This window comes from Belliella baltica DSM 15883, assembly GCF_000265405.1.
Classification (GTDB): Bacteria; Bacteroidota; Bacteroidia; order Cytophagales; family Cyclobacteriaceae; genus Belliella; species Belliella baltica.
Map to the genome: position 1 here is coordinate 2864615 of NC_018010.1, position 26587 is coordinate 2891201.

At 35.9% G+C, this 26587-nt stretch carries 23 protein-coding genes and 1 riboswitch; of the genes, 12 read left to right on the top strand and 11 right to left on the bottom strand.

All coding sequences use genetic code 11. The features are described 5' to 3' along the window. Positions 1 to 58 precede the first annotated feature (58 nt). Together BELBA_RS13020 and BELBA_RS13025 are read left to right on the top strand one after the other, a co-directional pair. Positions 59 to 2518, top strand: a complete 2460-nt coding sequence (locus BELBA_RS13020; RefSeq protein WP_014773157.1) for a PIG-L family deacetylase — start codon at positions 59 to 61, stop codon at positions 2516 to 2518. Positions 2519 to 2605: 87 nt separating this feature from the next. Beyond that, positions 2606 to 4309 carry a sodium:solute symporter family protein gene (locus BELBA_RS13025; RefSeq protein WP_014773158.1) on the top strand — a complete coding sequence of 568 codons (1704 nt, stop codon included), beginning with the start codon at positions 2606 to 2608 and terminating at the stop codon, positions 4307 to 4309. Between the two features lie 90 nt (positions 4310 to 4399). Here BELBA_RS13025 and BELBA_RS13030 read toward each other — a convergent pair whose 3' ends face one another. Beyond that, positions 4400 to 5749, bottom strand: coding sequence for a M20/M25/M40 family metallo-hydrolase (locus tag BELBA_RS13030; RefSeq protein ID WP_041779671.1), 1350 nt, complete (start codon positions 5747 to 5749; stop codon positions 4400 to 4402). A 68-nt stretch (positions 5750 to 5817) separates the two neighbouring features. On the opposite strand from BELBA_RS13030, the gene BELBA_RS13035 reads away from it, so the two are divergent. The 5 genes from BELBA_RS13035 (at position 5818) to BELBA_RS13055 (ending at position 10741) form a co-directional block, all read left to right on the top strand. After that, a complete protein-coding gene (locus BELBA_RS13035; protein ID WP_014773160.1) occupies positions 5818 to 6333 on the top strand; it encodes a DinB family protein in 516 nt (171 codons plus the stop codon). A gap of 158 nt (positions 6334 to 6491) precedes the next feature. Then, positions 6492 to 8159 (top strand): DUF6909 family protein, encoded by a 1668-nt coding sequence (locus BELBA_RS13040; RefSeq protein WP_014773161.1) that lies wholly within the window; start codon positions 6492 to 6494, stop codon positions 8157 to 8159. Between the two features lie 186 nt (positions 8160 to 8345). Continuing rightward, entirely contained in the window at positions 8346 to 8924 is a 579-nt protein-coding gene (locus BELBA_RS13045; RefSeq protein WP_014773162.1) for a YceI family protein, read from the top strand. A gap of 244 nt (positions 8925 to 9168) precedes the next feature. Continuing rightward, complete coding sequence (locus tag BELBA_RS13050) at positions 9169 to 10206, top strand: hypothetical protein (RefSeq protein ID WP_342626371.1); 1038 nt, start codon at positions 9169 to 9171, stop codon at positions 10204 to 10206. Positions 10207 to 10219: 13 nt separating this feature from the next. Next, positions 10220 to 10741, top strand: a complete 522-nt coding sequence (locus BELBA_RS13055) for a hypothetical protein (RefSeq protein ID WP_014773163.1) — start codon at positions 10220 to 10222, stop codon at positions 10739 to 10741. 9 nt (positions 10742 to 10750) lie between these two features. Here BELBA_RS13055 and argH read toward each other — a convergent pair whose 3' ends face one another. The 8 genes from argH to BELBA_RS13095 all read right to left on the bottom strand — a co-directional run bounded on the left by argH (position 10751) and on the right by BELBA_RS13095 (position 19211). Beyond that, positions 10751 to 12088 (bottom strand): argininosuccinate lyase, encoded by a 1338-nt coding sequence (gene argH, locus BELBA_RS13060; RefSeq protein WP_014773164.1) that lies wholly within the window; start codon positions 12086 to 12088, stop codon positions 10751 to 10753. A 35-nt stretch (positions 12089 to 12123) separates the two neighbouring features. After that, a complete protein-coding gene (locus BELBA_RS13065) occupies positions 12124 to 13209 on the bottom strand; it encodes a M20 family metallo-hydrolase (protein WP_014773165.1) in 1086 nt (361 codons plus the stop codon). A 92-nt stretch (positions 13210 to 13301) separates the two neighbouring features. After that, on the bottom strand, positions 13302 to 14102 hold the full coding sequence (gene argB / locus BELBA_RS13070) for an acetylglutamate kinase (protein ID WP_014773166.1): 801 nt from the start codon (positions 14100 to 14102) through the stop codon (positions 13302 to 13304). Positions 14103 to 14134: 32 nt separating this feature from the next. After that, complete coding sequence (locus BELBA_RS13075; protein WP_014773167.1) at positions 14135 to 15079, bottom strand: Rossmann-fold NAD(P)-binding domain-containing protein; 945 nt, start codon at positions 15077 to 15079, stop codon at positions 14135 to 14137. A gap of 122 nt (positions 15080 to 15201) precedes the next feature. Further along, positions 15202 to 16332 (bottom strand): aspartate aminotransferase family protein, encoded by a 1131-nt coding sequence (locus BELBA_RS13080; RefSeq protein ID WP_014773168.1) that lies wholly within the window; start codon positions 16330 to 16332, stop codon positions 15202 to 15204. Positions 16333 to 16342: 10 nt separating this feature from the next. Continuing rightward, on the bottom strand, positions 16343 to 17311 hold the full coding sequence (gene argC, locus BELBA_RS13085) for an N-acetyl-gamma-glutamyl-phosphate reductase (protein WP_041779365.1): 969 nt from the start codon (positions 17309 to 17311) through the stop codon (positions 16343 to 16345). Next, a complete protein-coding gene (locus BELBA_RS13090; protein WP_014773170.1) occupies positions 17298 to 18497 on the bottom strand; it encodes an argininosuccinate synthase in 1200 nt (399 codons plus the stop codon). The genes argC and BELBA_RS13090 overlap by 14 nt, the downstream gene beginning before the upstream one ends. Positions 18498 to 18530: 33 nt before the next feature. Continuing rightward, positions 18531 to 19211 (bottom strand): N-acetyltransferase, encoded by a 681-nt coding sequence (locus BELBA_RS13095; RefSeq protein WP_014773171.1) that lies wholly within the window; start codon positions 19209 to 19211, stop codon positions 18531 to 18533. A gap of 947 nt (positions 19212 to 20158) precedes the next feature. On the opposite strand from BELBA_RS13095, the gene BELBA_RS13100 reads away from it, so the two are divergent. Together BELBA_RS13100 and BELBA_RS13105 are read left to right on the top strand one after the other, a co-directional pair. Then, complete coding sequence (locus BELBA_RS13100; protein ID WP_014773172.1) at positions 20159 to 20407, top strand: hypothetical protein; 249 nt, start codon at positions 20159 to 20161, stop codon at positions 20405 to 20407. Beyond that, positions 20404 to 20733, top strand: a complete 330-nt coding sequence (locus BELBA_RS13105; protein WP_014773173.1) for a hypothetical protein — start codon at positions 20404 to 20406, stop codon at positions 20731 to 20733. The genes BELBA_RS13100 and BELBA_RS13105 overlap by 4 nt, the downstream gene beginning before the upstream one ends. Positions 20734 to 20754: 21 nt before the next feature. On the opposite strand, the gene BELBA_RS19715 is transcribed toward BELBA_RS13105, so the two are convergent. Continuing rightward, positions 20755 to 20925 carry a hypothetical protein gene (locus tag BELBA_RS19715; RefSeq protein WP_014773174.1) on the bottom strand — a complete coding sequence of 57 codons (171 nt, stop codon included), beginning with the start codon at positions 20923 to 20925 and terminating at the stop codon, positions 20755 to 20757. A gap of 521 nt (positions 20926 to 21446) precedes the next feature. Between BELBA_RS19715 and BELBA_RS13110 the strand changes: the two genes are divergently transcribed. The 3 genes from BELBA_RS13110 to BELBA_RS13120 all read left to right on the top strand — a co-directional run bounded on the left by BELBA_RS13110 (position 21447) and on the right by BELBA_RS13120 (position 25603). After that, the gene (locus BELBA_RS13110; protein WP_014773176.1) at positions 21447 to 22151 is read left to right on the top strand and encodes a DsbA family oxidoreductase; all 705 of its coding nucleotides are present in this window, start codon (positions 21447 to 21449) and stop codon (positions 22149 to 22151) included. A gap of 153 nt (positions 22152 to 22304) precedes the next feature. Continuing rightward, positions 22305 to 22496, top strand: a riboswitch (cobalamin riboswitch). A gap of 246 nt (positions 22497 to 22742) precedes the next feature. Continuing rightward, on the top strand, positions 22743 to 25085 hold the full coding sequence (gene metE, locus BELBA_RS13115; RefSeq protein ID WP_014773177.1) for a 5-methyltetrahydropteroyltriglutamate--homocysteine S-methyltransferase: 2343 nt from the start codon (positions 22743 to 22745) through the stop codon (positions 25083 to 25085). A gap of 134 nt (positions 25086 to 25219) precedes the next feature. Continuing rightward, positions 25220 to 25603, top strand: a complete 384-nt coding sequence (locus tag BELBA_RS13120) for an acyl-CoA thioesterase (RefSeq protein ID WP_014773178.1) — start codon at positions 25220 to 25222, stop codon at positions 25601 to 25603. A gap of 49 nt (positions 25604 to 25652) precedes the next feature. On the opposite strand, the gene BELBA_RS13125 is transcribed toward BELBA_RS13120, so the two are convergent. Beyond that, positions 25653 to 26561, bottom strand: a complete 909-nt coding sequence (locus tag BELBA_RS13125; protein ID WP_041779366.1) for an SMP-30/gluconolactonase/LRE family protein — start codon at positions 26559 to 26561, stop codon at positions 25653 to 25655. Between the last annotated feature and the right edge of the window lie 26 nt (positions 26562 to 26587).

A 26587-nucleotide genomic window follows, 5' to 3' on the forward strand; every position in this document is an offset into this window, starting at 1 on the left:
AACGTTTTTATATGATTGAAACATATTCTAGATTTTGATCTACAAATTTTAAATCCAAATGTTGAAACAAACCAGTTTACTAATAACCTTATTCGGTTTTTTACTTCTTCCTGCATTTGCACAAAACCCTTCTTCTAAACTTTATCATGACTTGTTGAAACTGAAAGAAACCAAGCGGATTCTTTTTGTAGCAGCTCACCCTGATGATGAAAACACAAGGTTGATTTCCTATTTGGCAAATGGTGAACATGCGCAAGTAGCCTATCTTTCTCTCACAAGAGGGGATGGAGGGCAAAACTTAATAGGAAAAGAGTTGGGAATTGAACTTGGAATGATTCGGACTCATGAACTTTTACAAGCAAGAAATACAGATGGAGGTAGACAATTTTTCACAAGAGCACTTGATTTTGGATTTAGTAAAAACCCTGATGAAACACTAAACAATTGGGAAAAGCAAAAACTTCTTGCTGATGTAGTATGGATTATTCGGGATTTTCAACCCGATATTATCATCAATAGATTTAATACCACGCCTGGTACAACTCACGGACATCATACAACATCAGCTATTCTTGCCTCCGAAGCTTTTGAGATTTCTGGAAATAAAGATGCCTTTTCGGACCAACTGAATTCGGCTGAACCCTGGCAAGCCAAGAGACTTTTTTGGAATGCATACAATTGGGGAGGACAATATGAACCTAATTCTGAAAAAAATTATCATATTTTCCCAGTAGGTGATTACAATCCTTTGTTGGGAACTACCTATTCTCAAATTGCGGCTGACAGTAGAACAATGCACAAATCTCAAGGCTTTGGTTCAACTTCTCAAATTGGAGTAGGAAATGATTTTATAGAGCAATTGAATGGTGAAAGTTTTGAAAATAGTCCATTTGAGGGGATTCAAAATAGATGGGAGAAAATAGAGGATGGATTGAAAATCGAATCAGCAATTCAAAATGCTTTAAATTTATTTGATTTTGTAAAACCTGAAAATAATGTAAAAAATCTTTTGACAATCAAAAGATTAATGGATGGAGTAAACAACAAGGAAAAATGGTTTTTAGAAAAGAAATCTTTTATAAATCAATTAATCCTAAGTAATCTTGGAGTGAAATCTGAATTTATTATTAGAAAAGAAATAGGCTATCCAGGTGAAACTCTAGAGACAGAATTTTTATTCAATAATCCTTCAGCTTTGCCTATCACTGTCAAATCAGCAAATACTAGTATTTCAGATATTCAGATTAATAAATTAGCGACAGATAATAAACCATTAAATCAAGTGATCAAACTTTCTATTCCAACTGATTACCCAGTATCACAACCATTTTGGCTAGAAAAACCTATTGATAATAGTTTATTTGATGTTGTTGATCTTCAGAAAATTGGTCAGCCGATCAATAAAGCTTCTATCTCTTCTCAAGTTACTTTAGAAATTGATGGTCAAACCATTCAATATGAGATTCCATTGATGTATAAATATAATGATCAGGTAGATGGAGAGATCAAACAACCATTTACTCTTGTTCCAGAAGTAAATATAAATCTTGACAAGCAGCATGTTTTCTTGGTTGATGGAGCTAATCCTGAGCTTAATGTTGAAATTTCTTTTAGAGATAATTTCATTGATGGAGTACTCACTTTAGAGGGACTAAATAAAAATCAGTATCAGGTTCTCTCTATGGAAAAGGATGACAGAAGAAAAAGGATCTTATACAAAATTAGAATTTTAGATTCTAACCAGGAGAAGATGTCAATTGTTGTCAATTTCACGACAAATGATAAGCGAGTTTTTAATCAGGATACAAAAAGAATCTTGTATAAGCATATTCCTAATTTGACCTATTTTACCTCAACATCCTTTGATTTGATCAAAATGGATATCAAAGTTAGTGGTCAAAATATAGCTTATATCAATGGTGCCGGCGATGATGTCCCAGATATTTTGAAAAACTTAGGTTATCAAGTTTCTTTTTTAGAAAATGGCGATATAAAAAAGGATAAATTCAAAGAATTTAAAACTGTCATTATTGGTATCAGAGCATTCAATACCAATCAAGCATTGGCTTCCAATGTGGATCAATTGATGGGATATATCAAAGAAGGTGGAAATGTGATCGTTCAGTACAATACTTCTTCACCACTTTTGACTAGAGAGATGGGACCATTTCCATTTTCATTATCAAGAGATAGGGTTACAGTAGAGGGGTCTCCAGTTGTGGTAGATTTTAATCATCCAATTATGAGTTTTCCAAACAAAATTGAAGCCTCAGATTTTGATGGTTGGGTGCAAGAAAGAGGTTTGTACTTTACTTCTAACTGGGATTCAAATTATTCTACTCCATTTACCATGCAAGATCCAGGAGAAAAGGCAAGCCAAGGTGCATTACTATTTGCCAAATATGGTAAAGGAACATACACTTATTCTGGAATTTCTTGGTTCAGACAACTGCCTGCTGGAGTTCCAGGAGCAATTAAAATTTTTGTCAATTTGATCGAGCAACCAAGTGGAAAATAATACTAAATGGAATAATTGGTATGTTGCTTTGATCATTACATTATTTGTTTTGATAGGTTTGTTTTATTGGCTAACCCAAGCTTTTTCATGAGTAATTTAGACTGGATTGTTCTTTTCGGTACACTGCTAACAATAGTGGGTTATGGTGTCTATAAGACCTATGGCCCCAAAAGCATGGAAAACTATCTAAGAGGTGATAGCGATATGAATTGGTGGACTATCGGATTGTCGATAATGGCTACACAAGCTTCAGCTATTACTTTCCTCAGTACTCCTGGACAGGCTTATGAAGACGGAATGAGATTTATTCAGTTCTATTTTGGGCTTCCTGTAGCCATGATCATTTTGTCAGTTACCTTTATTCCAATTTACTATAAACTTAAAGTTTACACTGCCTATGAATTTTTAGAAAATAGGTTTGATCTAAAAACCAGAACTCTTGCAGCTTTACTTTTCCTGACTCAAAGAGGCTTGGCTGCTGGCATTACCATTTATGCACCCTCTATTATACTTTCCACGCTTTTGGGATGGAATCTAACGTGGACCAATATATTTATAGGTATTCTTGTGATTGCTTATACCGTTTCTGGTGGAACGAAGGCTGTTTCCATTACTCAAAAGCAACAGATGATGGGAATGATGGGAGGGATGATTCTCGCAGGGATTTTGGTGATAGAAATGCTTCCTGTCAAATTCACGGAAGCACTTCATGTAGCGGGGAAAATGGAACGCTTAAATATTGTGAATTTTGATTTTAATTGGTCCGATAGATATAATTTTTGGTCGGGAATGACCGCAGCGCTTTTTTTATTTCTTTCTTATTTTGGAACTGATCAATCTCAAGTTCAGCGATATTTGACAGGAAGAACACTTGCAGAAAGTAGGATGGGTTTGATAATGAATGGCTTGCTCAAAGTTCCTATGCAATTTATCATCTTATTTATTGGGGTGATGGTTTTTGTTTTTTATCAATTTTTCCAACCTCCAGTAGTTTTCAATAAGGTGCAAACAGAAAAACTGGAAGTTTCAGAATACAAAGAGGACTTTACACTCTTACAAAACGAATTTTCAAAAACCTTTGAAGAAAAATCTGGTAGTATTTCAGATCTTTTAGAGGCTGTTCGACAGGAGGATAAAGCAGGAGTAGAAAAGGCTAAGTCTGAAATGCAAGCTTCTTATGCCAAGCAAGAGCAGATTAGAGATGAAGTGAAATCATTGATTATAAAAAATGATGCAGGTGCAGAGACACGAGATACAGATTATATCTTCATGCGCTTTGTCATGGATTACTTACCAAAAGGGATTATAGGGTTATTATTTGCTGTTATTTTTTCCGCCGCAATGTCCTCAACTGCATCTGAATTGAATGCATTGGGATCGACTTCCACTATAGATATTTACAAAAGGTCATTGAATAAAAAAGGATCAGATCGTCATTATATGCTTTCTTCCAAATGGCTAACAGCATTTTGGGGGATTTTCGCTATTCTTTTCGCTACTTATGCAACCTTATTCGAAAACCTTATACAAGCTGTAAATTTACTTGGTTCTCTATTTTATGGGACAATTTTGGGGATTTTCCTTGTCGGATTTTACATGAAATGGATCAAAGGACAAGCAGTTTTTTTGGCTGCCTTGATGGCAGAAGTTGTTATTTTACTGATTCACTGGAGGAATGGAGAATCTTTACTTGGGGTGAATATCGATATTGGATACCTTTGGTATAATGCGATTGGCTGTCTTCTGGTGATGCTATTTGCAGCTATTATTCAACTTTTTAATAGTAAATAGAGAAATTGAAAGATACATTTAGAATAAAAAAAAATAACCCCATCGAAAATCAATCTCGATGGGGTTTAATTTTTTAATACATTAAAGTATTTATCGTGTAATAGGTTGTGGGAAAACAGCCATGCTTTCATGTCCTTCTTCTCCAACTGCCTGAACAGCAAAGAAATAATTATCTTTAGAATAGGGAATGGTTAGTGTCATGTCTTCAGTGTAAAATTTCTTTTGCCACATTGAATCGCTTGTTTCACGCATCAAAACATAATATCCTTTAGCTTTTCCGGTTTTCGGAGCTTCCCATCTTAAAGTAGAAGTGTTGCTTAATCTTCTTACATCTATACCGACCATCTGAGGTTCAGATGGCGCTGTTGCCAAATATGCAAGTGATGCTAGGTTAATACCTGTTACTTTTCTCATATACTCAAAATCCATGAATTCCGGTAAATCACCATATTGAATACCATCTTCAAAACGCACATTTTCATGTTGTGCATAGTAGTTTTCATTCATTTCACAAACCCTAATGGCTGTGAATCCTTCTCTTGCGAATGGAGTATGATCCCCACCTCTCAAAAATCTATCATTTCTATAAATCAATTTCACTTCTAATTGATCCATATATCTTTCACCGATTTCTTTCATAAATCTCGCAAGCTGTCTGGATTTGCTGTCATTTTCTCCATTGGTATATCTTCTTATCGCAGCCATCTGATCAGTTTCTGCCATTGGAACACCTTCAGAAAAAATCCTTACTCTGGTATTGTCACTGATATCTGTTTGTGAAGAACGGCTGTTTCCAATCATATCATTGTTAAGTGTGGCTACAAGGTTCCAGTTTTCTGCTTTTGCTTTTTTAGCCAAATATTCAGCACCTTTTAAGCCTTGTTCTTCTCCACTGACAACAACGAACTTAATTGTGGCAGGAAAGGATTTTTTAGACATGATTCGTGTTAATTCGATGATCGCAGCAACACCAGAACCGTCATCATTGGCTCCTGGAGCATCTATCACAGAATCCATCACACTCAATGCTCTGCTATCTATGTGTGCCATGATGATCAAGATTCGATCATCATTAGGATCGCTGCCTTTTAGTGTTGCAATGACGTTACCCAACTTGCTGTCAGTTGGAATTCTTCTATTATCAGCAGGAATTGTAAAGAAGTCAATTTCTGAACTCAATCGTCCACCTGATTCACTTTCGAATGATTTGAAATGATTAAGAACATATTTTTGTGAGGCTAAAATACCAGTGTCCCCAGCTTGTTTGCTAAGCGTATGTCTTGTTTTGAAATCTGCAAGGTCTCTTACATACTTCTCTAGGTTTTTGGCGGAAATTTCGGATACCATTTTAGCTATTTCAGCATCTCTTTGGACGATTTGCGTTTGAGCATACAAGCTTGATGCAGCAAAAAACACGAATATTAGTAATATTTTTCTCATTTTGATATTTGGTGATTTTGAAAGCATTAAATTTACCAAAGTACTATTCACATCCAAACATATTTTACATGAATGAAAATTTAATACCAAAAGAAGGAGAATATGCTCCCTACTATGGGAAATATATTGAAAAAATTATCGGTCAGGACATATCTAAACTTCTACTGAATCAGATTGAAGAAGTGAGAAGGTATTTTGAATCCAAGGGAGAGGAGAGTTCTGGGACAGCCTACGGACCTGGAAAATGGACTGCAAAGGAAGTACTTAACCATATCATCGATACAGATCGTGTTATGACATTTAGAGCAATGTGCTTTGCAAGAGGAGAGAAGGCTTCCTTCCCAGGTTTTGATCAAGATATTTATGTAGCCAACTCTGATGCTAATCAAGTTCCTTTAATGAATTTGCTAGAAGATTTTGAAATGTCTCGCTATGCCTTAGTTTCTATGATGAAGACATTGCCTCAAGAGTCATTTACAAGATTTGGAAATGCAAGTGGACATGAAGTAAGTGTGCGGGCGCTCTTTCACATTATGGCTGGTCATACTCTGCATCATTTGACTATTTTAAAGGAAAGATATTGATAGGATTTTAAACAGTCGAATAGTTTGAGTTTTGTCAATTTGGAATTCAATTTCCCAATAAAAAAGGGCATTAGACTTGTTTAATAAAATTAAATAGTGTGATTTCAAGGAAAAATTTGTAAATTTGCTGAATTTACCTAATAAAAAATTTTAAAAATATGAAAAGAACAAGAGCACAGGAATCACGAGCAGCCATTGAAAGATTATACATCACCATGCGTCACCTTTTTATGAGAGGTACATACAAGCCTATGGGAGTATCTGGAGAGTCGCTAGTGAGTTCACTTTTGGTGTTAAGTCCAGAAATCTATGGTTTGGTTATAGACGAAGAAAAAATAGAGCTCGATGGCTTACTTTATGTCATGGAGCGCCTACCAAAAGGAATAGAAGAATGTAGGTTTGTAAGGTTGATAAGTCGTGAAGGATATGAGCATTCTGATTTTTTGACCCTGGTGCCAAGTAGAAGAAAAAGAAACTGCTATAGAGTCGATGAAGACCAAATGTATGTAGAAATGACACGTGGTAAATCTGATATTTATGATATTTTGACTCACTTGACATTTTTGTACATAGAATCAGAAAAAATAAGAAAAAATAGTACCGACCATAAAGGTAGAATTAACCTGAACTGGGAAATGCTTGAAAAGATTGTTGAGAAAGAAAGAAAAGGAGAAGAGTTTGATTCAGAAGCAGCGTGTTCTTATTTGAGTCATATCACCGGTAGAACTTTTGATGAAACACATCAGACAATTCAAAAATTTTCTGCTTCATCAAATTCTAATAGCTTATTTTCTATTATTTATCACTTAGGAAAATTATCGATAAATGAATTTTTGCATGAGAAAGACAGAGAAATTTCCTTTTCAGCTACTTTAAGAGAGCGAGTTGGTCATCATGTTTATGGGGAGCTTTGGGCAAATAGAATAAAAAGTGTTTTAGACGACCAAGGTTTAATTCAAAGACCAATTCATATTATTTCTGCAAATCTTCATAGTGTGGTGAATACGATCTATGGTCACCAAGCATTAGGACTAAAATCCTATGAGGAGATTGAGAAAATTGCAATGGAGATAAGCGTAAATGATAAAAAAAATAAAGGTAAAGAAATCCAAGCTTTCGCAAATAAGAATGGATTTATTGATTTACCAGATTTGTCAGGAACCAATATTGGGGCGCAGCTTATTGATACTGCACGAATGAGCAAGGGTACAATTATTCCGGGTATTAGCCTTCCCAAAGAAGATAAAAATAAGCCCGTAATTGTAGTGATGGATTATGCTTTTGGTGAACAAGCTTATGAATGCTTCGATGAGTTATTGAAACCTTATGAAAAAGATGGAAAGTCAATTCCATTGGATGTTGTTTCAGCCTCAATCATGGGAAAAGCAGGGATTTTAGAAGGAAATAAAGGAGATATCATGATTCCAAATAGTCATGTGTTTGAGGGGACAGCTGATAATTATCCATTTAAGAATGAATTGAAGAAAGTGGATTTCGAAGGATTTGGATTGGGAGTGTATGAAGGTCCAATGATTACGGTATTGGGGACTTCACTTCAAAATAAGGATGTTTTAACTTACTTCTTAGAATCTTCCTGGAAGGCTGCAGGACTTGAGATGGAAGGAGCTCACTATCAAAAAGCGATTCAATCAGCTAGTAAAATTAGGAATAGCATTCGTAAAAATGTAAAAGTACTGTATGCCTATTATGCTTCTGATAACCCACTTGAAACAGGTAGTACTTTAGCTTCTGGAGCATTAGGAATGGAGGGTGTAAGGCCTACTTACTTGATTACCTATAAAATTTTGGAAAAATTATTTTCATAAAATTTTCTTTTAAATATGCTTTTTATAAAATCTGACTCGTAAGTGTCAGATTTTTAAGTTTTTATACTATTTTATATTTCTTTGAAATATTTCCTCGTGTCGAAAATCAGGATAAAAACTGACTTTGCTCATGTTTTGGGCAACAATCGTCACTTACCTTTGAATCATAATCAAAAACCAAAAGCCATGAAAATGAATAGCTTTTCAATACTCAAAACCACACTGATTGCAGCATTGATATTATTCAATGTATCTGCAATAGCTCAAGTAAATTATACGCTATCTGCGAATCCAGATTTGAAAGTTTCTGGAACCTCAACACTTCACGATTGGGATATGAAATCCAGCACTGCAACTGGAAAAGCAGAACTTACTTTAGCAAATGGAAAAGTTGGAACCATTAAAAATGTGACCATCACCATGCCAGCTGAAAGTATCAAAAGTGGTAAAAGTGGAATGGATAAAAATGCTTATGCAGCACTCAAAACCAAAAACCACAAAGATGTAAAATTCAACCTAAAAGAATTTGTAGCAAAAGGAACTTCTTTTGAAGCCGTTGGTGAATTCACTATCGCTGGAGTGACTAAAGCAGCAAAGTTCCCAGTATCAGCAACTGTTGCTGGTGAAAAAGTAACATTCAAAGGAAAACACGATTTCAAATTAACAGACTATAACGTCGACCCTCCAACAGCATTGATGGGGACAGTAAAAACAGGAAACGAAGTAAGCATACATTTCAACGTCACATTCCAACCTACTAAATAATTTAGCAATGAAAAAGCAACTAATTACAATGATCGCTATTGCCGGTCTATCAGTATCCGCAATGGCCCAAGGACTCCAAAGAGATATGCAATTCTAGAGATCTTATGACCAAAGAGGAGTCAATGTATTTGAAACAGGAAAAGCAGATACTGTTGGATTCGATGGAGTAAAAGTAAGAGTTGGAGGTCACTTCACTCAACAATTCCAAAGCTTAAGCCATAGCAACGCTACAGGTTCCCCTGAGTTGATTGAAATCGGAGCTGGCACTAACCTTGCAACAGCAAACTTGAACATAGATGTAGCATTAGCAGATGGTGTTAGATTGAACTTGGTAACTTACCTTTCTTCAAGACGCCATCCAGAAACTTGGGTGAAGGGTGGATTTCTACAAGTTGACAAATTGAGCTTCTTAAATCTTGGTAATACAGATTGGTTTGACAAATACCTTACTTTGAGAGTAGGTCACATGGAAATTAACTATGGTGATGCTCACTTTAGAAGATCAGACAACGGTAATGCCATGTACAATCCATTCATAGGAAACTATATCATGGATGCATTTACTACAGAAGTTGGTGGTGAATTATTCTACCAAAACAATGGTATCATTGCGATGGTCGGTGTAACTGGCGGTGAAATCCAAGGTGGTATTACAAGACCAGAAGATAGAAGCTTAAACTTCTTAGGTAAACTTGGATACGATAAGCAGATCAATGATGATGTAAGAGTTAGGTTGACAGGTTCTGTTTATTCTACAAGTGGATCAGCAAGAAATACCCTTTGGGGAGGTGATAGAGCAGGATCAAGATACTACTTGGTGATGGAAGCTGTAGGAGCATCTACTTCGGCACAATTCACATCAGGAAGAATTAACCCTAATCAAACTGATAATATCACTGCGATGGTCTTGAATCCATTTGTGAAAATAAAAGGCTTGGAATTGTTCGGTAACTTTGAACAATCTAAAGGTAAAGCAGCAAACGAGACTGAAGACAGAACATGGACAAACATGGGTGCGGATGCTGTGTATAGATTAGGTGCAAAGGAAAACTTATACCTAGCAGCTAGATACAACAAAGTATCAGGTCAACTTTCAGGTGGTCCAACAGCCCCAGAGATTAGCATGGATAGAATTCAAATAGGCGGTGGCTGGTTTGTAACCAAAAACATCCTTGCTAAACTTGAGTATGTAAGTCAAAATTATAATGACTTTGCAACAGGTGACATCAGAAATGGTGGTAAATTCAACGGTCTAATGATAGAAGGTGTCATAGGCTTCTAAATTAAAATTAATCATGCGTGTCCTTATAGCTTTGATTCTAGTACTTAGTCACTTGGTTTCTTCAGAGAAGAAGCTCATTATCAAGGAGAAAACAATATCAGTCTCAGGACAAACTTCTCTTGGTAGCTTTAAATGTGACTATCTGAATCAAGGTTTTAAGGACACGCTTTTTATTAATAGTGCTCAATCTAGAGAACCAATCGTGTTTGATATCCCTGTTCACGAATTTGGTTGTGGCAATTTTTTATTGAACAAAGATTTTAGAAAAACAATCAAAGCTGATGAATATCCGCACGCAAAAGTTCGTGTGAATAATCTTCAAACTAAAGGCAAGGATTACACTTGTGATGTCCTAGTTAATATTGTTGGGAAAAGACTTCACTACAAAGCGCTGCATCTGAGCAATGGCGGTAAACAATTGAAAGGTGAAATCGTCATAAACTTTGATGAATTAGGACTTGAGCCTCCAAAAAAGCTTGGAGGATTGATCAAAGTTGAAGATAAGCTCGCTTTGGAAATTAAGCTTGGTTTTTAATTTTGTGAATTAAAATATTAACAAATCTCCCAATGCTTTATTTACTTTTTCGAATTCAAATTTAGCGATAGTTAGGTTCATTTTACCCTTGATTTCAGAAGTACATAAATTCCCAATACTTCCTTCATGCGTGTGATTGACCTCTTCTTGATTGGGAGAAAAATCATTTTGCTCAATAGCTAATCCAACTTTTTTGTATGCATCTCTAAAAGGTATACCTTGAAGTACTAATTCATTGACTACCTCAACCGAGAAGACATGCTTATAAAATTCATCCTTTAGTATCTTTTCTGTAATACGGATTTCTTTCAACATAAAAGTGCTCATTTTGATGCAATCTATCATAGTCTCAAAACCAGGAAAGATTGACTCCTTGAGTAATTGTAGATCTCGATGATAACCAGTAGTCATATTACTCAATTGCAATGTCACTGTATTTGGTAAGGCTTGAATTTGGTTAGTTTTTGCCCTGATCAACTCAAAAACATCTGGATTTTTTTTATGTGGCATAATACTACTTCCAGTAGTAAGCTCATCTGGGAAAGAAATAAACCCAAAGTGCTGATTCATGAAAATACAAACATCAGAAGCAAGTTTGTTTAGTGTTCCTGCCAAGCCTGATAAAGCAAATGCAATTGTTTTTTCCGTCTTACCACGGCTATTTTGTGCATTGATCACATTGTGGTGAAGATCATCAAAGCCAAGCAAATTAGTTGTTAAATTTCGGTCAAGCGGAAATGAAGAACCATAGCCAGCTGCTGAGCCTAAAGGGTTTTTATTCGATAGTTTGTAAGCTGAAAGAATTAGATCTAAATCTTCTGTCAAACTTTCGGCGAAAGAACCAAACCATAAACCAAATGAAGAAGGCATAGCCAACTGGGTATGGGTGTAACCTGGCATAAGATCATTTTTATGCTTTTCAGATAGCTTTTGTAGCAAGCCAAATAGTTCTTGGATTTCTTCAACAAGTTCTCGAATCATTGCTCTATAAAAAAGCTTTAAATCAACCAGTACTTGATCATTTCTAGACCTTCCACTGTGAAGCTTTTTGCCGACATCACCAAAACGCTGCGTGAGTAAAAACTCTACTTGTGAATGAATATCTTCTACTCCTTCCTCAATTTGAAACTGCCCTTTTTCAATTTCAAGATAAATATCTTTTAAACCTTTTCTCAAAACTGCCAATTCCTCGACAGAGAGTAATCCAATACTTTGAAGCATCATTGCATGTGCCATTGAACCTAAAACATCAAATGGAGCCAACAGTATATCATATTCTGGATCTTTACCAATTGTAAATGATTCAACTTCCTTTTTGCTTGTTTTATCTTTTTGCCAAAGTTTCATATTGGATGGTTACTTTTGATTTGGGTAATGAATATTTAGTCTTGATGATAAATGTACGAATTCAATACATTTATATAGCCTTCAATGCCTTTATGGATTTCACTGATGAAGATGTATTCATCAGCTGTATGGGAGCGTGCAGAATCTCCTGGACCAATTTTGATAGATGGGTAGGGTATCAAAGCCTGATCTGATAGGGTAGGGCTGCCATATTGAACTAGGTTCAATTGCTTTATAACTTTGTGAATTTTATGATCGGAAGGGATTTTTGAGGAATTTAATCTTAAAGATCTTGGCTTAAGCTCCGCTTGAAGATGATTTTGGAGTTCCTTGAAAGCTTCTTCTAAAGTATAACTGTCCGTGACACGTACATCCAAAGTATAAGTACAAATATCTGGGATTACATTATGTTGTGTTCCTGAATTGATAATCGTAGCAGTAACCTTAGTTTTTCCTAAAAATTCAGATTTTCGCTTGAATTCAAATGACTTGACGATATTCAAATCTTCTAAAGCCTTGTATATTGCGTTTTCGCCTTCTTCTCTTGCAGCGTGTCCAGCTTTACCTCGAACAACCGCATCTATAACCATAAGTCCTTTTTCGGCTACAGCAACTTGCATTTTTGTTGGTTCTCCGACAATTGCTACTTCTACATTTGATAGTAAATGAAGTAGGCTTTCAATCCCATTTTTCCCAGAAATTTCTTCTTCTGCACTAGCTATAAGAATGAGATTATATGGCATTTCTTGTGAATAAAAATGAAGAAAAGTTTCAATTAGGGAAACCAGGCAACCACCAGCATCATTACTGCCCAATCCAAATATTTTTTCATCTTCCTTTATTGCTTCAAATGGATTTTTAGTGTAGCCTTCATTAGGCTTTACAGTATCATGATGGGAATTCAGAAGGATGGAAGGTTTACTAGAATCAAAGTGTTTACTTTTAGCAATGATGTTATTTCCTACTCTTTGATAAGCAATTTTATGTTGATCAAGATATTCTTCTAGGATTTTTGCGGTCTCTGCCTCTAGCTTACTTAAAGAAGGTGTAGCAATCAATTTTTCCAGAAGAGCTATAGCCTTCACAGCGTATGTTGAAATTTCAGAAGCACTTGGGAGCATATTGAATAGGTCGTCAGCTTGAATTAATTGTAGCTGAAAATTGTTTAAACCAAATATTTGTTATTATCTATTAAAATATTGATAATCAATTATTAATAAAGGTCGTATCTGTGTTTTTCGATATTTGTTCCTGAAACTTTTCCTTTAGCTGCCAACAGAAGGTTTTCAGCTTTTCCTATCCATACATGGTTAACACCTTTGTTGAGTGCAGCAAAAGCATTATCTAATTTTGGAATCATTCCTGAGTGTATAACATCCTCTTTTTTCAATTCAGCATAAATATCTTCATTGATAAGCGGTACGATGGAGTCATCATTTTTTTCGTCAATCAAAACCCCTGCTTTATTAAAACAATAATAAAGATTCACCTTATGTCTTCCCGAAAGTGCCACAGCGATTTCAGAACTGATGCTATCTGCGTTGGTATTTAGTAACTGTCCTTTTTTATCATGTGTGATGGCACAGACTACAGGAATGATATCTTCACAAAGAAGAGTGCTTAGAAGGTCGGTATTAATTTCTTTAATATCACCAACAAAACCATAATCAATGGTTTTTACAGGTCTTTTTTTAGACTGAATTAGGTTTCCATCTGCCCCTGTCATTCCCAATGCATTTTGTTTAAGCTTTTGAAGATTTGCTACGATTTGCTTGTTGATCAAACCGGCATAGACCATAGTTACAATATCTAAGGTGTCCTTGTCGGTAATTCTTCTTCCATCAATCATTTCGGGCATTACACCCATGCTTTCGCCGAATTTAGAAGCTAAAACACCTCCTCCGTGAACGAGAATCTTCTTCCCTGGAAATCTTGAAAATAAATATAGAAATTCGTCAAGTTTTTCGGGGTAGTCTATTACGTTACCACCGATTTTAATGATACTAATATTCATGGTTTTTGTAGGTTTGTGAGGTTTTTTAGTTGTTATATTATAATCTTACTGAGCACTGCTTGTGCTGCAAAGATTCTGTTTTCTGCTTGTTTTTGTACAAGACTTCGTGGTCCATCAAGGATTTCGTCTGATAGTTCTACATTTCTTCTTACAGGGAGGCAATGCATTACTTTAGCCTCAGGAGCATTTTCAAAATGTGATTCTGTAAGCATCCATGATGAGTCTGTAGAGTGAATTTTCCCATAATCATTGAATGCAGACCAGTTTTTGACGTAAACGAAGTCTGCATTTTTTAATGCTTTTTTCTGATCTAATTCTATAACAGCGCCTTGAGTGAATTGGGGATCTAAATCATAGCCTTCAGGATGAGTAATTGTCAAATCATGACCACAACCCACTGCCCATTCTGCAAATGAGTTAGCTACTGCGTGTGGAATTGCTTTGATGTGGGGAGCCCAGGTGAGGACTACCTTGGGTTTTTTAATTGCTTTGCTATTTTCTTGAATAGTAATCATGTCAGCAAGACTTTGAAGAGGATGTCTAATTGCACTTTCGAGACTGATAATCGGCACGTTGGCGTATTTTTTGAACTGATTCAAAACAAAATCTTCTATATCTTCATCCTTATTGGTTAGTGTAGGAAAGGCTCTGATAGCCAAAACATCAAAATAAGTACCTAAAACTGCTGCTGCATCTTTGATATGCTCCACAGTGGTTTTATTCATTACTGCACCTTCCTGCATCTCAAGTGCCCAACCTTCTTTGTCCATGTTGATGATAATAGGTTCCATTCCTAAGTTTAATGCTGCAATTTGTGTGCTTGCTCTAGTTCTTAATGAAGGATTTAAAAAAATGCAGCCAACTCTTTTTCCTAAACCTTTAGAGATGTGTTTTCTTGAATCAATTTTATATTGTAATGCTTGCTCAATTAGTTGCTCAGCAAGGGATATATTTTCGAATTGAGTGAAATGCTTCATTGTAGATTTACCTTTTTTAAAGAAATGCTCTTTATGGAAGTTTGAAGTAGAAATTTTTTTCTTTTTAGAAAGAGATAATTTTGAAGATTGATTTACCTCTTTATATTGATTTGGTTAATGACTTAACTCAATATTTTCTTTAAACTATCCAAAAACGAAGATAGTTGAATAATTTCAATATTTAATGGGGGAAGCAAACGAATTGTATGTTTACTTGAAGAACTACCTGTAAATATTTTGTATTTATTGACTAATTCAGAACGAATAGGAGCTGCTTCTTTTTCCAAATCAATTCCTATCATCAAGCCCTTTCCTCTCACATCTGTTACACCATTGATCGTTTCTAATTCCTTCAACAGATATTCACCAGATTTTAGAGCTTGTTCTTGAAGTTTTTCTTTTTCAAGAATTTCCAAGACAGCTAATCCAGCAGCACAGGCCAAATGATTTCCTCCAAAAGTAGTTCCAAGCAAACCAAAGCTAGCTTTGATATCAGGATGAATCAACACACCTCCAACAGGATAGCCATTTCCCATTCCTTTGGCCATCGTTATCATATCTGGAACGAGCCCAGTGACCCATTGATGTGCAAAAAACTTACCAGTTCTCCCGTATCCTGATTGAACTTCGTCAAGAATCAATTTGGCATCATATTTTTTGCATAATTCAGAAAGCTTTATTAGAAATTCAGGATTGGGAATTTGAATCCCTCCAACTCCTTGAATTCCTTCTATGATAATTCCTGCAATATTCCCTTTTCGCAAAAGATTTTCTACTCCAATAAGTTCATTAAAATTTAAAATATGAACATCTGTTCGTTGATTGCTGGGAGCAATTATTTTGGGATTATCAGTCAAAGCTACTGCTCCTGATGTCCTCCCATGAAAAGCACCTGAAAAAGAAATAAAGCCAGATTTTCCTGTTACAAATGAAGCTAATTTGAGTGCATTTTCATTTGCTTCGGCTCCTGAGTTACATAAGAATAGGTTAAAATCTGTGTATCCAGAAAGCTCTCCTAATTTTGTAGCCAATTGTTTTTGAATCGGTATCTGAACCGAATTAGAATAAAAGGCGATTTGATCAAGTTGATCTTTGATTCGCTGGTTGAAATGTGGGTGTGAATGTCCCACAGAAATCACAGCATGACCACCGTACAAATCCAAGTATTCAGCCCCATTTTCATCCCAAAGTTTAGCCCCTAGAGCCTTTACAGGGGTGACGTCAATTAAAGGGTAAACGTCAAATAAATTCATCTCTCTTAACTTAAAATGCGATACTCTTCAATTTTAAACCCAAGTTTTCATCCAATCCAAAAGCGAGATTAAAGTTTTGAATGGCTTGCCCTGAAGCTCCTTTGAGTAGGTTGTCTATAGCAGAGTAAATTACCAATTGTCCTCGTTCTTTTTTGATATGGATAATGCATTTGTTAGTATTTACCACTTGCTTCAAATCAATGTCATTTCGCGAAATATGGGTAAATGGAGCGTCTTTATAGAAGGTTTCGAACAATTGGTACGCTTCTTCAAGTTCTCCATCAAAAGGAAAGTAGGAAGTAATCCAAATACCTCTTGGGAAATTTCCTCTGTAGGGGATAAAGAGCAACTCTGAATTGAATTCAGGTTGAATTTGCAGGAAAGTTTGTTTGATTTCCTGAAGATGCTGATGGGTGAAAAGCTTGTAAACAGACATGTTGCTACTTCTATAGCTAAAATGTGAGGTTTCGGCTAATTTTTTCCCAGCTCCCGTGCTGCCTGTTATTCCAGAGATATGAACAGGATTTTTGATCCAATTTTTTGCAACAGCAGGAGCAAGGCCTAGTTGAATCGCGGTAGCAAAGCAGCCTGGATTGGCTATTTTCTTGGCTGATTTTATTTGTTCGCTGTTAATTTCTGGAAGTCCGTAAAGGAAACCATTGCTTTCATCTCTAAAATCTGTACTCAAATCAATGATTACAGTATCATCAGAAAATTTGTGTTTATCAAGAAAACCTTTGGTCTCTCCATGTGGCAAACCAAGAAATACGGCATCAATTCCATCTGTAGAAACTTGATCTGTAAATTTCAAATCTGTATCTCCAATCAAATCAGGATGTACTTCATTAACGCGTTTTCCTTTTTGACTATTGCTGTGAACATAAGACAAATTCACCATCGGATGATGAACCAAAAGTCTCAGTAATTCTCCACCTGTATAGCCCGCTGCACCGATAATGGCTACATTAATTTTCATGATCTGGCTTGTTTACTTGATGGAAAATTGCGGTTTGGTTACCGAGAATCTTGGTGAATCCTTTGACATCTTGTGCTGTGTAACCTTTGTTCATCTCGCCATAACTGCCAAACTTGGATGCCATCAAATCGTGCTCAGACTCTATTCCTATCACTTGGAAACGGAAAGGATGCAGCATTACTTTCACCTTTCCAGTGACAAATGTTTGTGTATCTGCTAAAAAAGCTTCTAAATTCCGCATCACAGGATCTAGATAATGTCCTTCGTGCAGGTGATTGCCATAGAATTCGGCTAGCTGATTTTTCCAGAAAGTCTGCCATTTGGTTAAAGTGTGTTTCTCAAGTAATTGGTGGGATTTGATAATAATCAAAGGTGCAGCAGCCTCAAATCCAACGCGACCTTTGATTCCAATTATCGTATCTCCCACATGAATATCTCTTCCAATTCCGAATGGAGCAGCCAATTCATTTACTTTCAATATGGCTTCCACTGGATTATCAAATAGGGTGTCATTGACACCAATCAATTCACCTGTTTCAAAGATTAGACTTATTTCTTCGGCTTTCTCCTTAGTAACCTGAGTAGGCCAAGCTGAATCAGGAAGTGTTTGACTGGAAGTCAAGGTTTCCTTTCCTCCAACAGAGGTTCCCCAGATTCCTTTATTGATACTGTAGGCGGCTTTTTCGAAGTTCATCGAAATGCCATGTTTTTTGAGATAATCGATTTCGGCTTCTCTGCTCAACTGAAGGTCACGGATAGGAGTGATGATTTCGATGTCAGGAATGATCGTTTGAAAAATCATATCAAAACGAACTTGATCATTTCCTGCTCCTGTACTTCCATGTGCGACACATTTGGCACCTATTTTCTTAGCATAATCTGCAAGCGTTTTGGCTTGTAATATTCTTTCAGCAGATACAGAAAGTGGATAAGTTTGATTTTTCAAAACATTGCCGAATACCAGGTATTTGATGACTTCTTGGTAGTAAGTTTTGGTTACATCAAGAATGGTAAATGATGAAATCCCAAGGCTATCTGCTCTTTTTTCGGTTTCCGATAGTTCTTCACTTGAAAAACCTCCTGTATTGATCAGTACTGCGTGGACTTCATATCCAAGGTCTTTGGTCAGGTGAAGTGCACAAAAAGTGGTGTCCAATCCTCCGCTGTATGCTAATACTACTTTTTTCATTTTAAGATTTTTTGTAAGCTTTCGGCTTGTGGTTTAAAATAGGTTGATGGTTTTACTCTTGGTTTTTTTAAGATTCAACAAGACATATTTTTTCAATCTTGTCCAACGCTCAAAAAGCTTGATATTTTTCTTGAAATCGTCTCGAAGGGCCAAGTCTTCATGCTGAATTTTTTGAGCTTTTGGTTCGTAAAGCATGGCTGTACAAAGGCAGTTTTGTCTGTTTTTGCTTTGTAAGATTTCAAAATTGACACAGCTTTGACAGCCTTTCCAAAACTGTTGGTCATCAGTCAGGTCGGAGTAAGAAACAGGAATATAACCCAATTCAGAATTGATCTTCATCACTGCTGCGCCGGTTGTCAAGCCGAATATTTTGGATTCAGGATATTTGGTTCTGCTGAGTTTAAAGATTTCTTTTTTGATCTGACGGGCCAATCCAAATTTTCTAAACTGAGGAGCGACGATAAGACCTGAGTTGGCTACATATTTTCCATGGCCCCAAGCTTCGATGTAGCAAAATCCCGCCCATTCGCCATCAGATGTGGTGGCGATTACCGCTTTGCCGTCCATCATTTTGGTAACGATGTATTCAGGAGATCTTTTAGCAATCCCAGTACCTCTGGCTTTTGCTGATTGCTCCATTTCATCTGTGATGATAGAAGCATAAATAGTATGTGCTTCCGTAGCTGGCTTGATTATAAAAGAGTAATTGTCCATTGAGTTTATTGGAATAGACAGAGTGGTGACTCTTAGGTTAATTTAGAAATGATAAATTGAGGAAATATTGCTGATTGAGGTCGCCCACATAGGGCACCAAAAATTAAGATAGGGGCGTTGCCCTAAAGCTATTCCTAAATTCTCTTAGCGGAGATAAAAATAACAAAGCCATTGAACCCAAAATGTTTGGGACAATTGAAGAATAAGTTGCTATGTCTTTTTTACTGTACATGGTCTTTGTGTCAACAAAGGTTACAAGTATTGAAATAATATGCAAATTATTATATCAATAATTTAAAAATTCAAAGAATCTATTTCAGAATTAATAAAAAATGAGTTGTTCAATTAGTATCTGAAGAGATAATTAATAGTGAAGTAAAACACAGACTTAAAATCAGCTTGACAGTAAAGGTCGCACTATCTCTTACTTTGGTACTACTTTGGTGTTACTTTGCTACTACTTTGGTACGGCTTTGCTATAGGACAGAATTAGGTGAGGATAAAGCAGGAATAAAAGTTAGATAATCTTTTCTTGAGTAATAGGATTGGAACTTTAGAGCCTCAAAATTCAAATTAGTGAATTTAATGATTCTTCGTCATTAACAGTTCATTCAAAATTTCTGTGTTTTAGTCATTAAGAAAATTATTAAGCTATTCCCATCAATTGGAATAGCGCTTTAGCCCATTCATCATAATAAGGATTCAGGAATATTGGCTTTAGCCAAAGCTATATTTTCCTGAAATTAAATTCAAAGATTGCAGTTTCTTTTAAAAGAGTTCATTGCTAAGAAAAGATAGGCTAGCAAAGAAAATATAGCCAATAAGAAACATAGATTTCCTTACAGGAAGTTGTGGTAAAGCTATCGATCAAACAATCAGAGCTCTTTCAACTTCTGCTAAAGTAAAAAATGTATATTTGGAGCACGAATGAATACAAATAAACACAAATGAATACATCTAAAAGAAAAACAACATCACTAAGGCTTAGTGACTCCGTTAGAGAAAAGCTTGAGTACCTTGCAAAAAAAGAAAATCGTAGCTTGAACAATCTAGTAGACACATTGCTTGCGCAAGTTCTTGGATTGAGGGAGGTGGGTGAGGAGTATGAATTACCTGAAGATTTTCATAATGGGATCACAAAAAGTGAACTAATGAAAGGTATAGAGGAGGATTTGAAAAAAATCTATCATAAATGAAAGTGCTCTTCCTTCCTGAAATCAGGGCATACTTTGAAGAGTTGTCATTAATTCTTTATGAAAAGGAGTACTTCGGCTTTTTCGAAGATGCGTACCGTTATGCTGATGATCTTTTTGCCGAAATCGAAAAAGATCTACCGAATAAATCCAAAAAACCTGCGCCAGAGTATTTCGAAAAGTATGGAAAGGGAATGCATTATACTTCTTTCAAGAGAAATAAGAATACAACTTGGTATGTGTTCTTCAATAGTTATAGACAAGATCAAGAAATGTTCTATTTGGTTCGATTTTTAAGTAATAATCATCGAATAGGAAAATATCTATGACGTGAGCATTGCTATGTAATTTCACTCTTGATTTCTTTGTCTTTTTTTCATGGTTAGCTCAATTAATCCCATAATTATAAGTGCTGGGAAAATAAAATATCTAGCTAAAGTCTTATCATAGAAAAAGAGAACAATCGTTATAAAGCCAACGATTAATCTAGGTATCAATTTAATTTTGCTGTCTTTATACATTTTTTTTTATTTAATACCACTAACGTAATTTCTTCAATTGGAATAGTGCTTTAGCCCATTCATCTTAATAAGGATTCAGGAATATTAGCTTTAGGCGAATTTTTCCAAATAGATTAAGATTTCAGGTATATACCCTTCTGGGTTTGGTTGCTCAATTTTTTTCTACTAGAAATAAAGGACTAGCGCCCCTATAGACATTACAAAATTCTAATTTTTTCAAGAAGATTATAGGACTAATGCTCCTTTAGCTAATTTTTTGTTACCTCACTTTATATTCCTTAAGAGAGTTATACTTCTGAAAACATTCCACTAAAAGATAAAAAGGATCAATAAAAAGATTGCTAGCAATACAGCTACCCAAGCATAAATGGGATTTCGACGGGGGAATTCAAAGTTGCAGATTGGACAAAAAACAGCTGTTTTATCTACATCCATGGCACAGGAAGGACACTCTTTTGTTTTCATATTTCGGAACTCTTGGTGTTGAAATTTGATTGTAATTACAATAAAACCTAAAAATCATGAAAATAGAAATTTGGTCGGATATCATGTGTCCTTTTTGTTATATTGGCAAGAGACGATTGGAATCTGCTTTAGAGAATTTTGAGTATAAAAACCATGTTGAAATCGTCTGGAAAAGCTTTTTGCTCAATCCAGATATGAAAACAGACCCTAGCAAATCAACTGCTGAATATTTGGCAGAAACTAAGGGCTGGAGTTTAGAACAAACCCATCAAATCACCAATCAAGTGACAGAAATGGCGAGGGGTGAAGGCTTGGTGTACAACATGGACAAAACCGTAGTCGCCAATGCCAAAAATGCACATCGCTTGTTACAACTTTCAAAAACCTTAGGAAAAGGTGATGAAATGAAAGAAAGACTTTTGAGGGCTTATTTTACAGAAGGAAAAAACATTGATGACTTGAGTACTTTAATTTCTTTGGCAGAAGAAGTAGGAATAGATAAAGAAAGGGCTCAGGCATGTTTGGAATCAAATGAGTTCGCTGAAAAAGTTGAGAAAGATATCTCGGAGTCAAGACAAATTGGAGTGAGAGGTGTTCCTTTCTTTGTTCTTGATAGGAAATTTGGTATTTCGGGAGCTCAACCTGTTGAGGTATTCCAGGATACTTTGAATAAAGCTTGGGAAGATTATGTGAAGGAAAATCCCATTTTACAAATGAACAGTTCTGAAGGAAGCTCTTGTGACATAGAAGGGAATTGTTAACAAGAATGCTTGCTACAGAATTATATTTTGATAAAACTGTAATTTATTCTTGAAGCCCAGTAGTTTTTGAAGTATTTATTTAAAACTTAGATAGATTAGTGTGGGGTAAAGTGATTTTACTAGTTTTGTGAAATTAAAGTTCTTTACTATAATTCTATATCATCCGGAATTGGTTATGCTTAGGTGTGTATTAAAAGGGAATCGTGTGCAAATCACGAACTGTCGCGCAACTGTAAGTAACAATCCAAAGGTTTTTGTCCTAGTATGTCCACTGTTTTAAATAAAATGGGAAGGACGACAAAAGCTGTTACAAGTCAGGAGACCTGCCTATTTCGATATGACGATGCTTTCGCGATTTGAAGCTTTTAGTCAAGTGTGATTCAATTTCCTTCTATGCTTTTTTGGCATTTCTATAGGTCTTTGATCCAAAGTGATTTACCGATTTTGGTTTTTCCTTGATAGGAAAAGTGTGTCTGATTTGGGACATATTTATTTCCTTCACTTTTCTAACACCTTCTTTTCCAAAAGCATTTTTGATTTATTGTGATGAGCTTTTAACCAATTATTTCAAACAAATAAAGTTAAAAGACCATGCAAACGCATAATCTTGGCTATCCGCGAATTGGTAGTCAGCGAGAATTGAAAAAGGCCTGTGAAAACTATTGGGCAGGAAAAATCACAAGGCAGGAGTTATTTCAAGTAGGAAACGAAATCAAGCTCAGCAATTGGACCTTACAGAAAGAATGTGGGATAGATTTGATTCCTTCAAATGACTTTTCTTACTATGACCATGTTTTGGATATGGCATTTACAGTTGGAGCCATTCCCGAAAGGTATCATTCTGTAATTTTTGACAAAAATAAGTCTGAAATCGATTTGTACTTTGCAATGGCGAGAGGATATCAGGCAAATGGTTTGGATATCAAGGCCATGGAAATGACCAAATGGTTTGACACGAATTATCATTACATCGTACCGGAGTTCAAGAAAAATCAAGAGTTTAAGCTATTTTCTTCAAAAGTCATTCAGGAATTTGCAGAAGCAAAACTGGCAGGTTTCAAAACGAAGCCTGTTATTTTGGGGCCAGTTTCTTTCCTTTTACTGGGTAAGGAAAAAGAAGCAGGTTTTGATCGCATTGACCTAATAAAAAATCTTCTTCCTGTTTATTTCCAAATATTGGATAAGCTTGTAGAACATGGTGTAGAGTGGGTTCAGTTTGACGAACCATTTTTGGCTATGAATCTTTCAATTAAAGATAAAGAGGCTTTTCAAAGCGCCTATTCCCAAATCAGAAAAAAGTACCCTCACTTGAAGACATTGTTAGCAACTTATTTTGGAGGTTTGTACGAAAATATAAGCGTAGCAACATCTTTACCTGTTTGTTGTCTTCATGTAGATTTGGTCCGTTGTCCCGAGCAATTGGATGAGTTGTTAGGAAATAGACCGAAAGATCTTTCCATTTCACTTGGATTAATTGACGGAAGAAATATTTGGAAAAATGATTATAAAAATTCATTGAATCTAATTCAAAAGGTTCTGAGAAAAGTTGATCCCGAAAAATTATTTATAGCTCCTTCTTGCTCTTTACTTCATTCACCATGCGATTTGGATAGTGAGTTGAAGCTTGATAATGATATCAAAAGTTGGCTTTCATTTGCCAAACAAAAATTGGTGGAAATTAGTGATTTGAAGAAATTGTCAAAATCTGTCAATGTTCCAAATGCGAATGGTTTAGAATCTTTTGAAAATGTATTTTCTGATATTTTCAATAAAAATCAGGAAGCAATCAGCAACAGAACAAATTCAAGCTTGATTCATAAAAATGAAGTAAAGAAGCGATTGAATAATGTTTTGGACTCTGATTTTGAGAGAAAATCTTCGTTTCAGAATAGAAAGATTGTACAGGCAGAGTTACTGAATCTTCCGCTTTATCCAACAACTACAATTGGTTCATTTCCTCAAACAAAGGAAGTAAGAAAAGTTCGTGCTGACTTCAAGGATGGAAGAATCGATAAGCAGAATTATGAACAATTCATTAAAGATGAAACGGAGAAGACAATCAGAATCCAAGAAGAAATTGGTTTAGATGTCTTGGTTCATGGTGAATATGAAAGAAATGACATGGTAGAGTATTTCGGTGAGCGTTTGCACGGTTTTGCATTCACTCAATTTGGTTGGGTTCAAAGTTATGGCAGCAGATGCGTCAAGCCACCGATTATCTATGGAGATGTGTATAGGCCGGAACCGATGACAATATTTTGGTCAAAATATGCTCAATCCCTCACTCCAAAGTTTGTGAAGGGAATGCTTACTGGACCGGTGACCATTCTCCAATGGTCCTTTGTAAGGGATGATCAAGATAGAAGCGTGACATGTAATCAAATTGCTTTGGCTATTAGAGATGAGGTTTTGGATTTGGAAAAAGAAGGAATCCGTATCATTCAGATAGACGAGCCTGCATTGAGGGAAGGTTTGCCAATCAGGAAAGAACATTGGGAAGGATATCTAGATTGGGCTATCAAAGCATTTAAGCTCTCTGCAAGCGGGGTAGATGACAATACCCAAATTCATACACACATGTGTTATTCAGAATTCAATGACATCATTGGTCATATAGCCAACCTTGATGCCGATGTGATTACGATTGAATGCTCTCGTTCACAGATGGAGCTCTTGGATGCTTTTGCAGACTTCAAGTATCCAAATGAAATAGGGCCTGGAGTATATGATATCCATGCACCAAGGGTCCCTTCCAAAGCTGAAATCATAGAATTATTGCAAAAAGCAGCAGATGTAATTCCATCAGAACAGATATGGGTGAATCCTGATTGTGGATTGAAAACAAGACAATGGGAAGAAACCCACAAGTCTCTAGTCGAAATGGTTTTGGCTGCAAAAGCTATGAGAGAACTAGTTCCTGTTACGTTGAATTAGTGTTTACCGAAAGATCAGCAAGTTTGTATAGAAGCTTGCTGATTCTTTTTGATTCATTTGAGAAAATTGAAGGCTCGACTTAAGAATAAAGATAAGAAAACAGTTGCGTTCGCAGCTTTTGAAACAAAAATAATATGAACTTAGAAGAAAGGATACAGCAATCAGAAACGCACATTTTTAAAGCGGTTTTCCCCAATACCACGAATCATTATGGGACGCTTTTCGGAGGAACAGCAATGCAGTTGATGGATGAAGTGGCATTTATCACTGCTACTAGATTTTGCCGTCAACGGGTAGTGACAGTAAGTAGTGATAGGATTGACTTTACTCAGCCTATTCCTGAAGGCACATTTGTAGAATTGGTAGGTAGAGTTACTTCAATTGGAAACACAAGCCTCAAAGTCCATGTAGAGATTTATGTTGAAGAAATGTATGACGACAAGAGAGAAAAGGCAGTTTCAGGAGTATTTACATTTGTAGCAGTAGATCAAAACAAAAAACCAATCAGCATAGTATGATAGCTATGCTGATTGGTTTTTTGTTTTTGCTGCCTAAGGAAAGCTCAGATTAGTAAGTTCCGTAAACTTTCATTCTTATTTTGTAAACGGACTCGGAAGCTGTAATAAAAAGCGTTTTTCTGTCTGGACCTGCAAAAGTCACATTTGCTGTCCATTTTTCGGGAATTGGTATGTGACCAATTTCTTCCGACTTTTTGTTATAGATTTTTACTCCATCTTCACCAGTTACATAGATATTTCCCCTGAAATCAATAGTCATCCCATCAGATCCTCTCTCCAAGTAAATTTCTCTATTAGAAAGGTATCCATCTTCAATAATATCGTATTTGTAAATCTTATTTGCACCTGGATCAGATACATACAAGTTTTTCCCATCAGGTGTTCCGACGATTCCGTTTGGTCTTACAAGATTTTCATCTACTGGCATAAATTGTAACCTGTTTGCAGAAAGGAAATACAAATGTTCGCCGTCTTGTTGTGATTCGGGATCTCTAGTCCAATAGTCTCTTTTGTACAATGGATCGGTGATGTACATTTCTCCAGTAGGTGTAATAAATAAATCGTTCGGACCATTTAATTTTTTGCCTTGATAACTTTCGATCAGAATGGTTTTATTGCCTTCTTCATCAATTGACCAAATCTGATTATCCATATCAGCACAGGCAATCAGATTTCCACTTTTATCAAAAAACATCCCATTTGATCTGCCTGCATTTTCTAAGAAAACTTCTGTTTCTCCAGTGAAAAAGGACCATTTCATAATCCTGTTGTTAGGCTGATCTGTGAAATAAACATCACCCAAGCGACTTACTGCCGGTCCTTCGGTAAATGAGAATCCACCCTCAATTTTCTTTAATTCAGCATTCTTTTCTATCAAATTCTTTTTGTCCACTATCTGAGCTTGGATATTGCCGAAAGTAGCAAGCAGGAATAAAATGATCATGGGGAAATTACGCATACTTTATAAATTTTGGGAGTATTAAG

Coding starts and splice junctions, on each gene's coding strand:
- BELBA_RS13105 (WP_014773173.1), top strand. CDS start 20,404: ATGAAAGTGCTCTTCCTTCCTGAAATCAGGGCATACTTTGAAGAGTTG.
- BELBA_RS13090 (WP_014773170.1), bottom strand. CDS start 18,497: ATGAAAAAAGTAGTATTAGCATACAGCGGAGGATTGGACACCACTTTT.
- BELBA_RS13120 (WP_014773178.1), top strand. CDS start 25,220: ATGAACTTAGAAGAAAGGATACAGCAATCAGAAACGCACATTTTTAAA.
- BELBA_RS13065 (WP_014773165.1), bottom strand. CDS start 13,209: ATGCTCCCAAGTGCTTCTGAAATTTCAACATACGCTGTGAAGGCTATA.
- BELBA_RS13080 (WP_014773168.1), bottom strand. CDS start 16,332: ATGAATTTATTTGACGTTTACCCTTTAATTGACGTCACCCCTGTAAAG.
- BELBA_RS13110 (WP_014773176.1), top strand. CDS start 21,447: ATGAAAATAGAAATTTGGTCGGATATCATGTGTCCTTTTTGTTATATT.
- BELBA_RS19715 (WP_014773174.1), bottom strand. CDS start 20,925: ATGTATAAAGACAGCAAAATTAAATTGATACCTAGATTAATCGTTGGC.
- BELBA_RS13025 (WP_014773158.1), top strand. CDS start 2,606: ATGAGTAATTTAGACTGGATTGTTCTTTTCGGTACACTGCTAACAATA.
- BELBA_RS13030 (WP_041779671.1), bottom strand. CDS start 5,749: ATGAGAAAAATATTACTAATATTCGTGTTTTTTGCTGCATCAAGCTTG.
- metE (WP_014773177.1), top strand. CDS start 22,743: ATGCAAACGCATAATCTTGGCTATCCGCGAATTGGTAGTCAGCGAGAA.
- argH (WP_014773164.1), bottom strand. CDS start 12,088: ATGAAACTTTGGCAAAAAGATAAAACAAGCAAAAAGGAAGTTGAATCA.
- BELBA_RS13095 (WP_014773171.1), bottom strand. CDS start 19,211: ATGGACAATTACTCTTTTATAATCAAGCCAGCTACGGAAGCACATACT.
- BELBA_RS13100 (WP_014773172.1), top strand. CDS start 20,159: ATGAATACATCTAAAAGAAAAACAACATCACTAAGGCTTAGTGACTCC.
- BELBA_RS13055 (WP_014773163.1), top strand. CDS start 10,220: ATGCGTGTCCTTATAGCTTTGATTCTAGTACTTAGTCACTTGGTTTCT.
- BELBA_RS13075 (WP_014773167.1), bottom strand. CDS start 15,079: ATGAAGCATTTCACTCAATTCGAAAATATATCCCTTGCTGAGCAACTA.
- BELBA_RS13125 (WP_041779366.1), bottom strand. CDS start 26,561: ATGCGTAATTTCCCCATGATCATTTTATTCCTGCTTGCTACTTTCGGC.
- BELBA_RS13045 (WP_014773162.1), top strand. CDS start 8,346: ATGAAAATGAATAGCTTTTCAATACTCAAAACCACACTGATTGCAGCA.
- BELBA_RS13040 (WP_014773161.1), top strand. CDS start 6,492: ATGAAAAGAACAAGAGCACAGGAATCACGAGCAGCCATTGAAAGATTA.
- BELBA_RS13035 (WP_014773160.1), top strand. CDS start 5,818: ATGAATGAAAATTTAATACCAAAAGAAGGAGAATATGCTCCCTACTAT.
- argB (WP_014773166.1), bottom strand. CDS start 14,102: ATGAATATTAGTATCATTAAAATCGGTGGTAACGTAATAGACTACCCC.
- BELBA_RS13020 (WP_014773157.1), top strand. CDS start 59: ATGTTGAAACAAACCAGTTTACTAATAACCTTATTCGGTTTTTTACTT.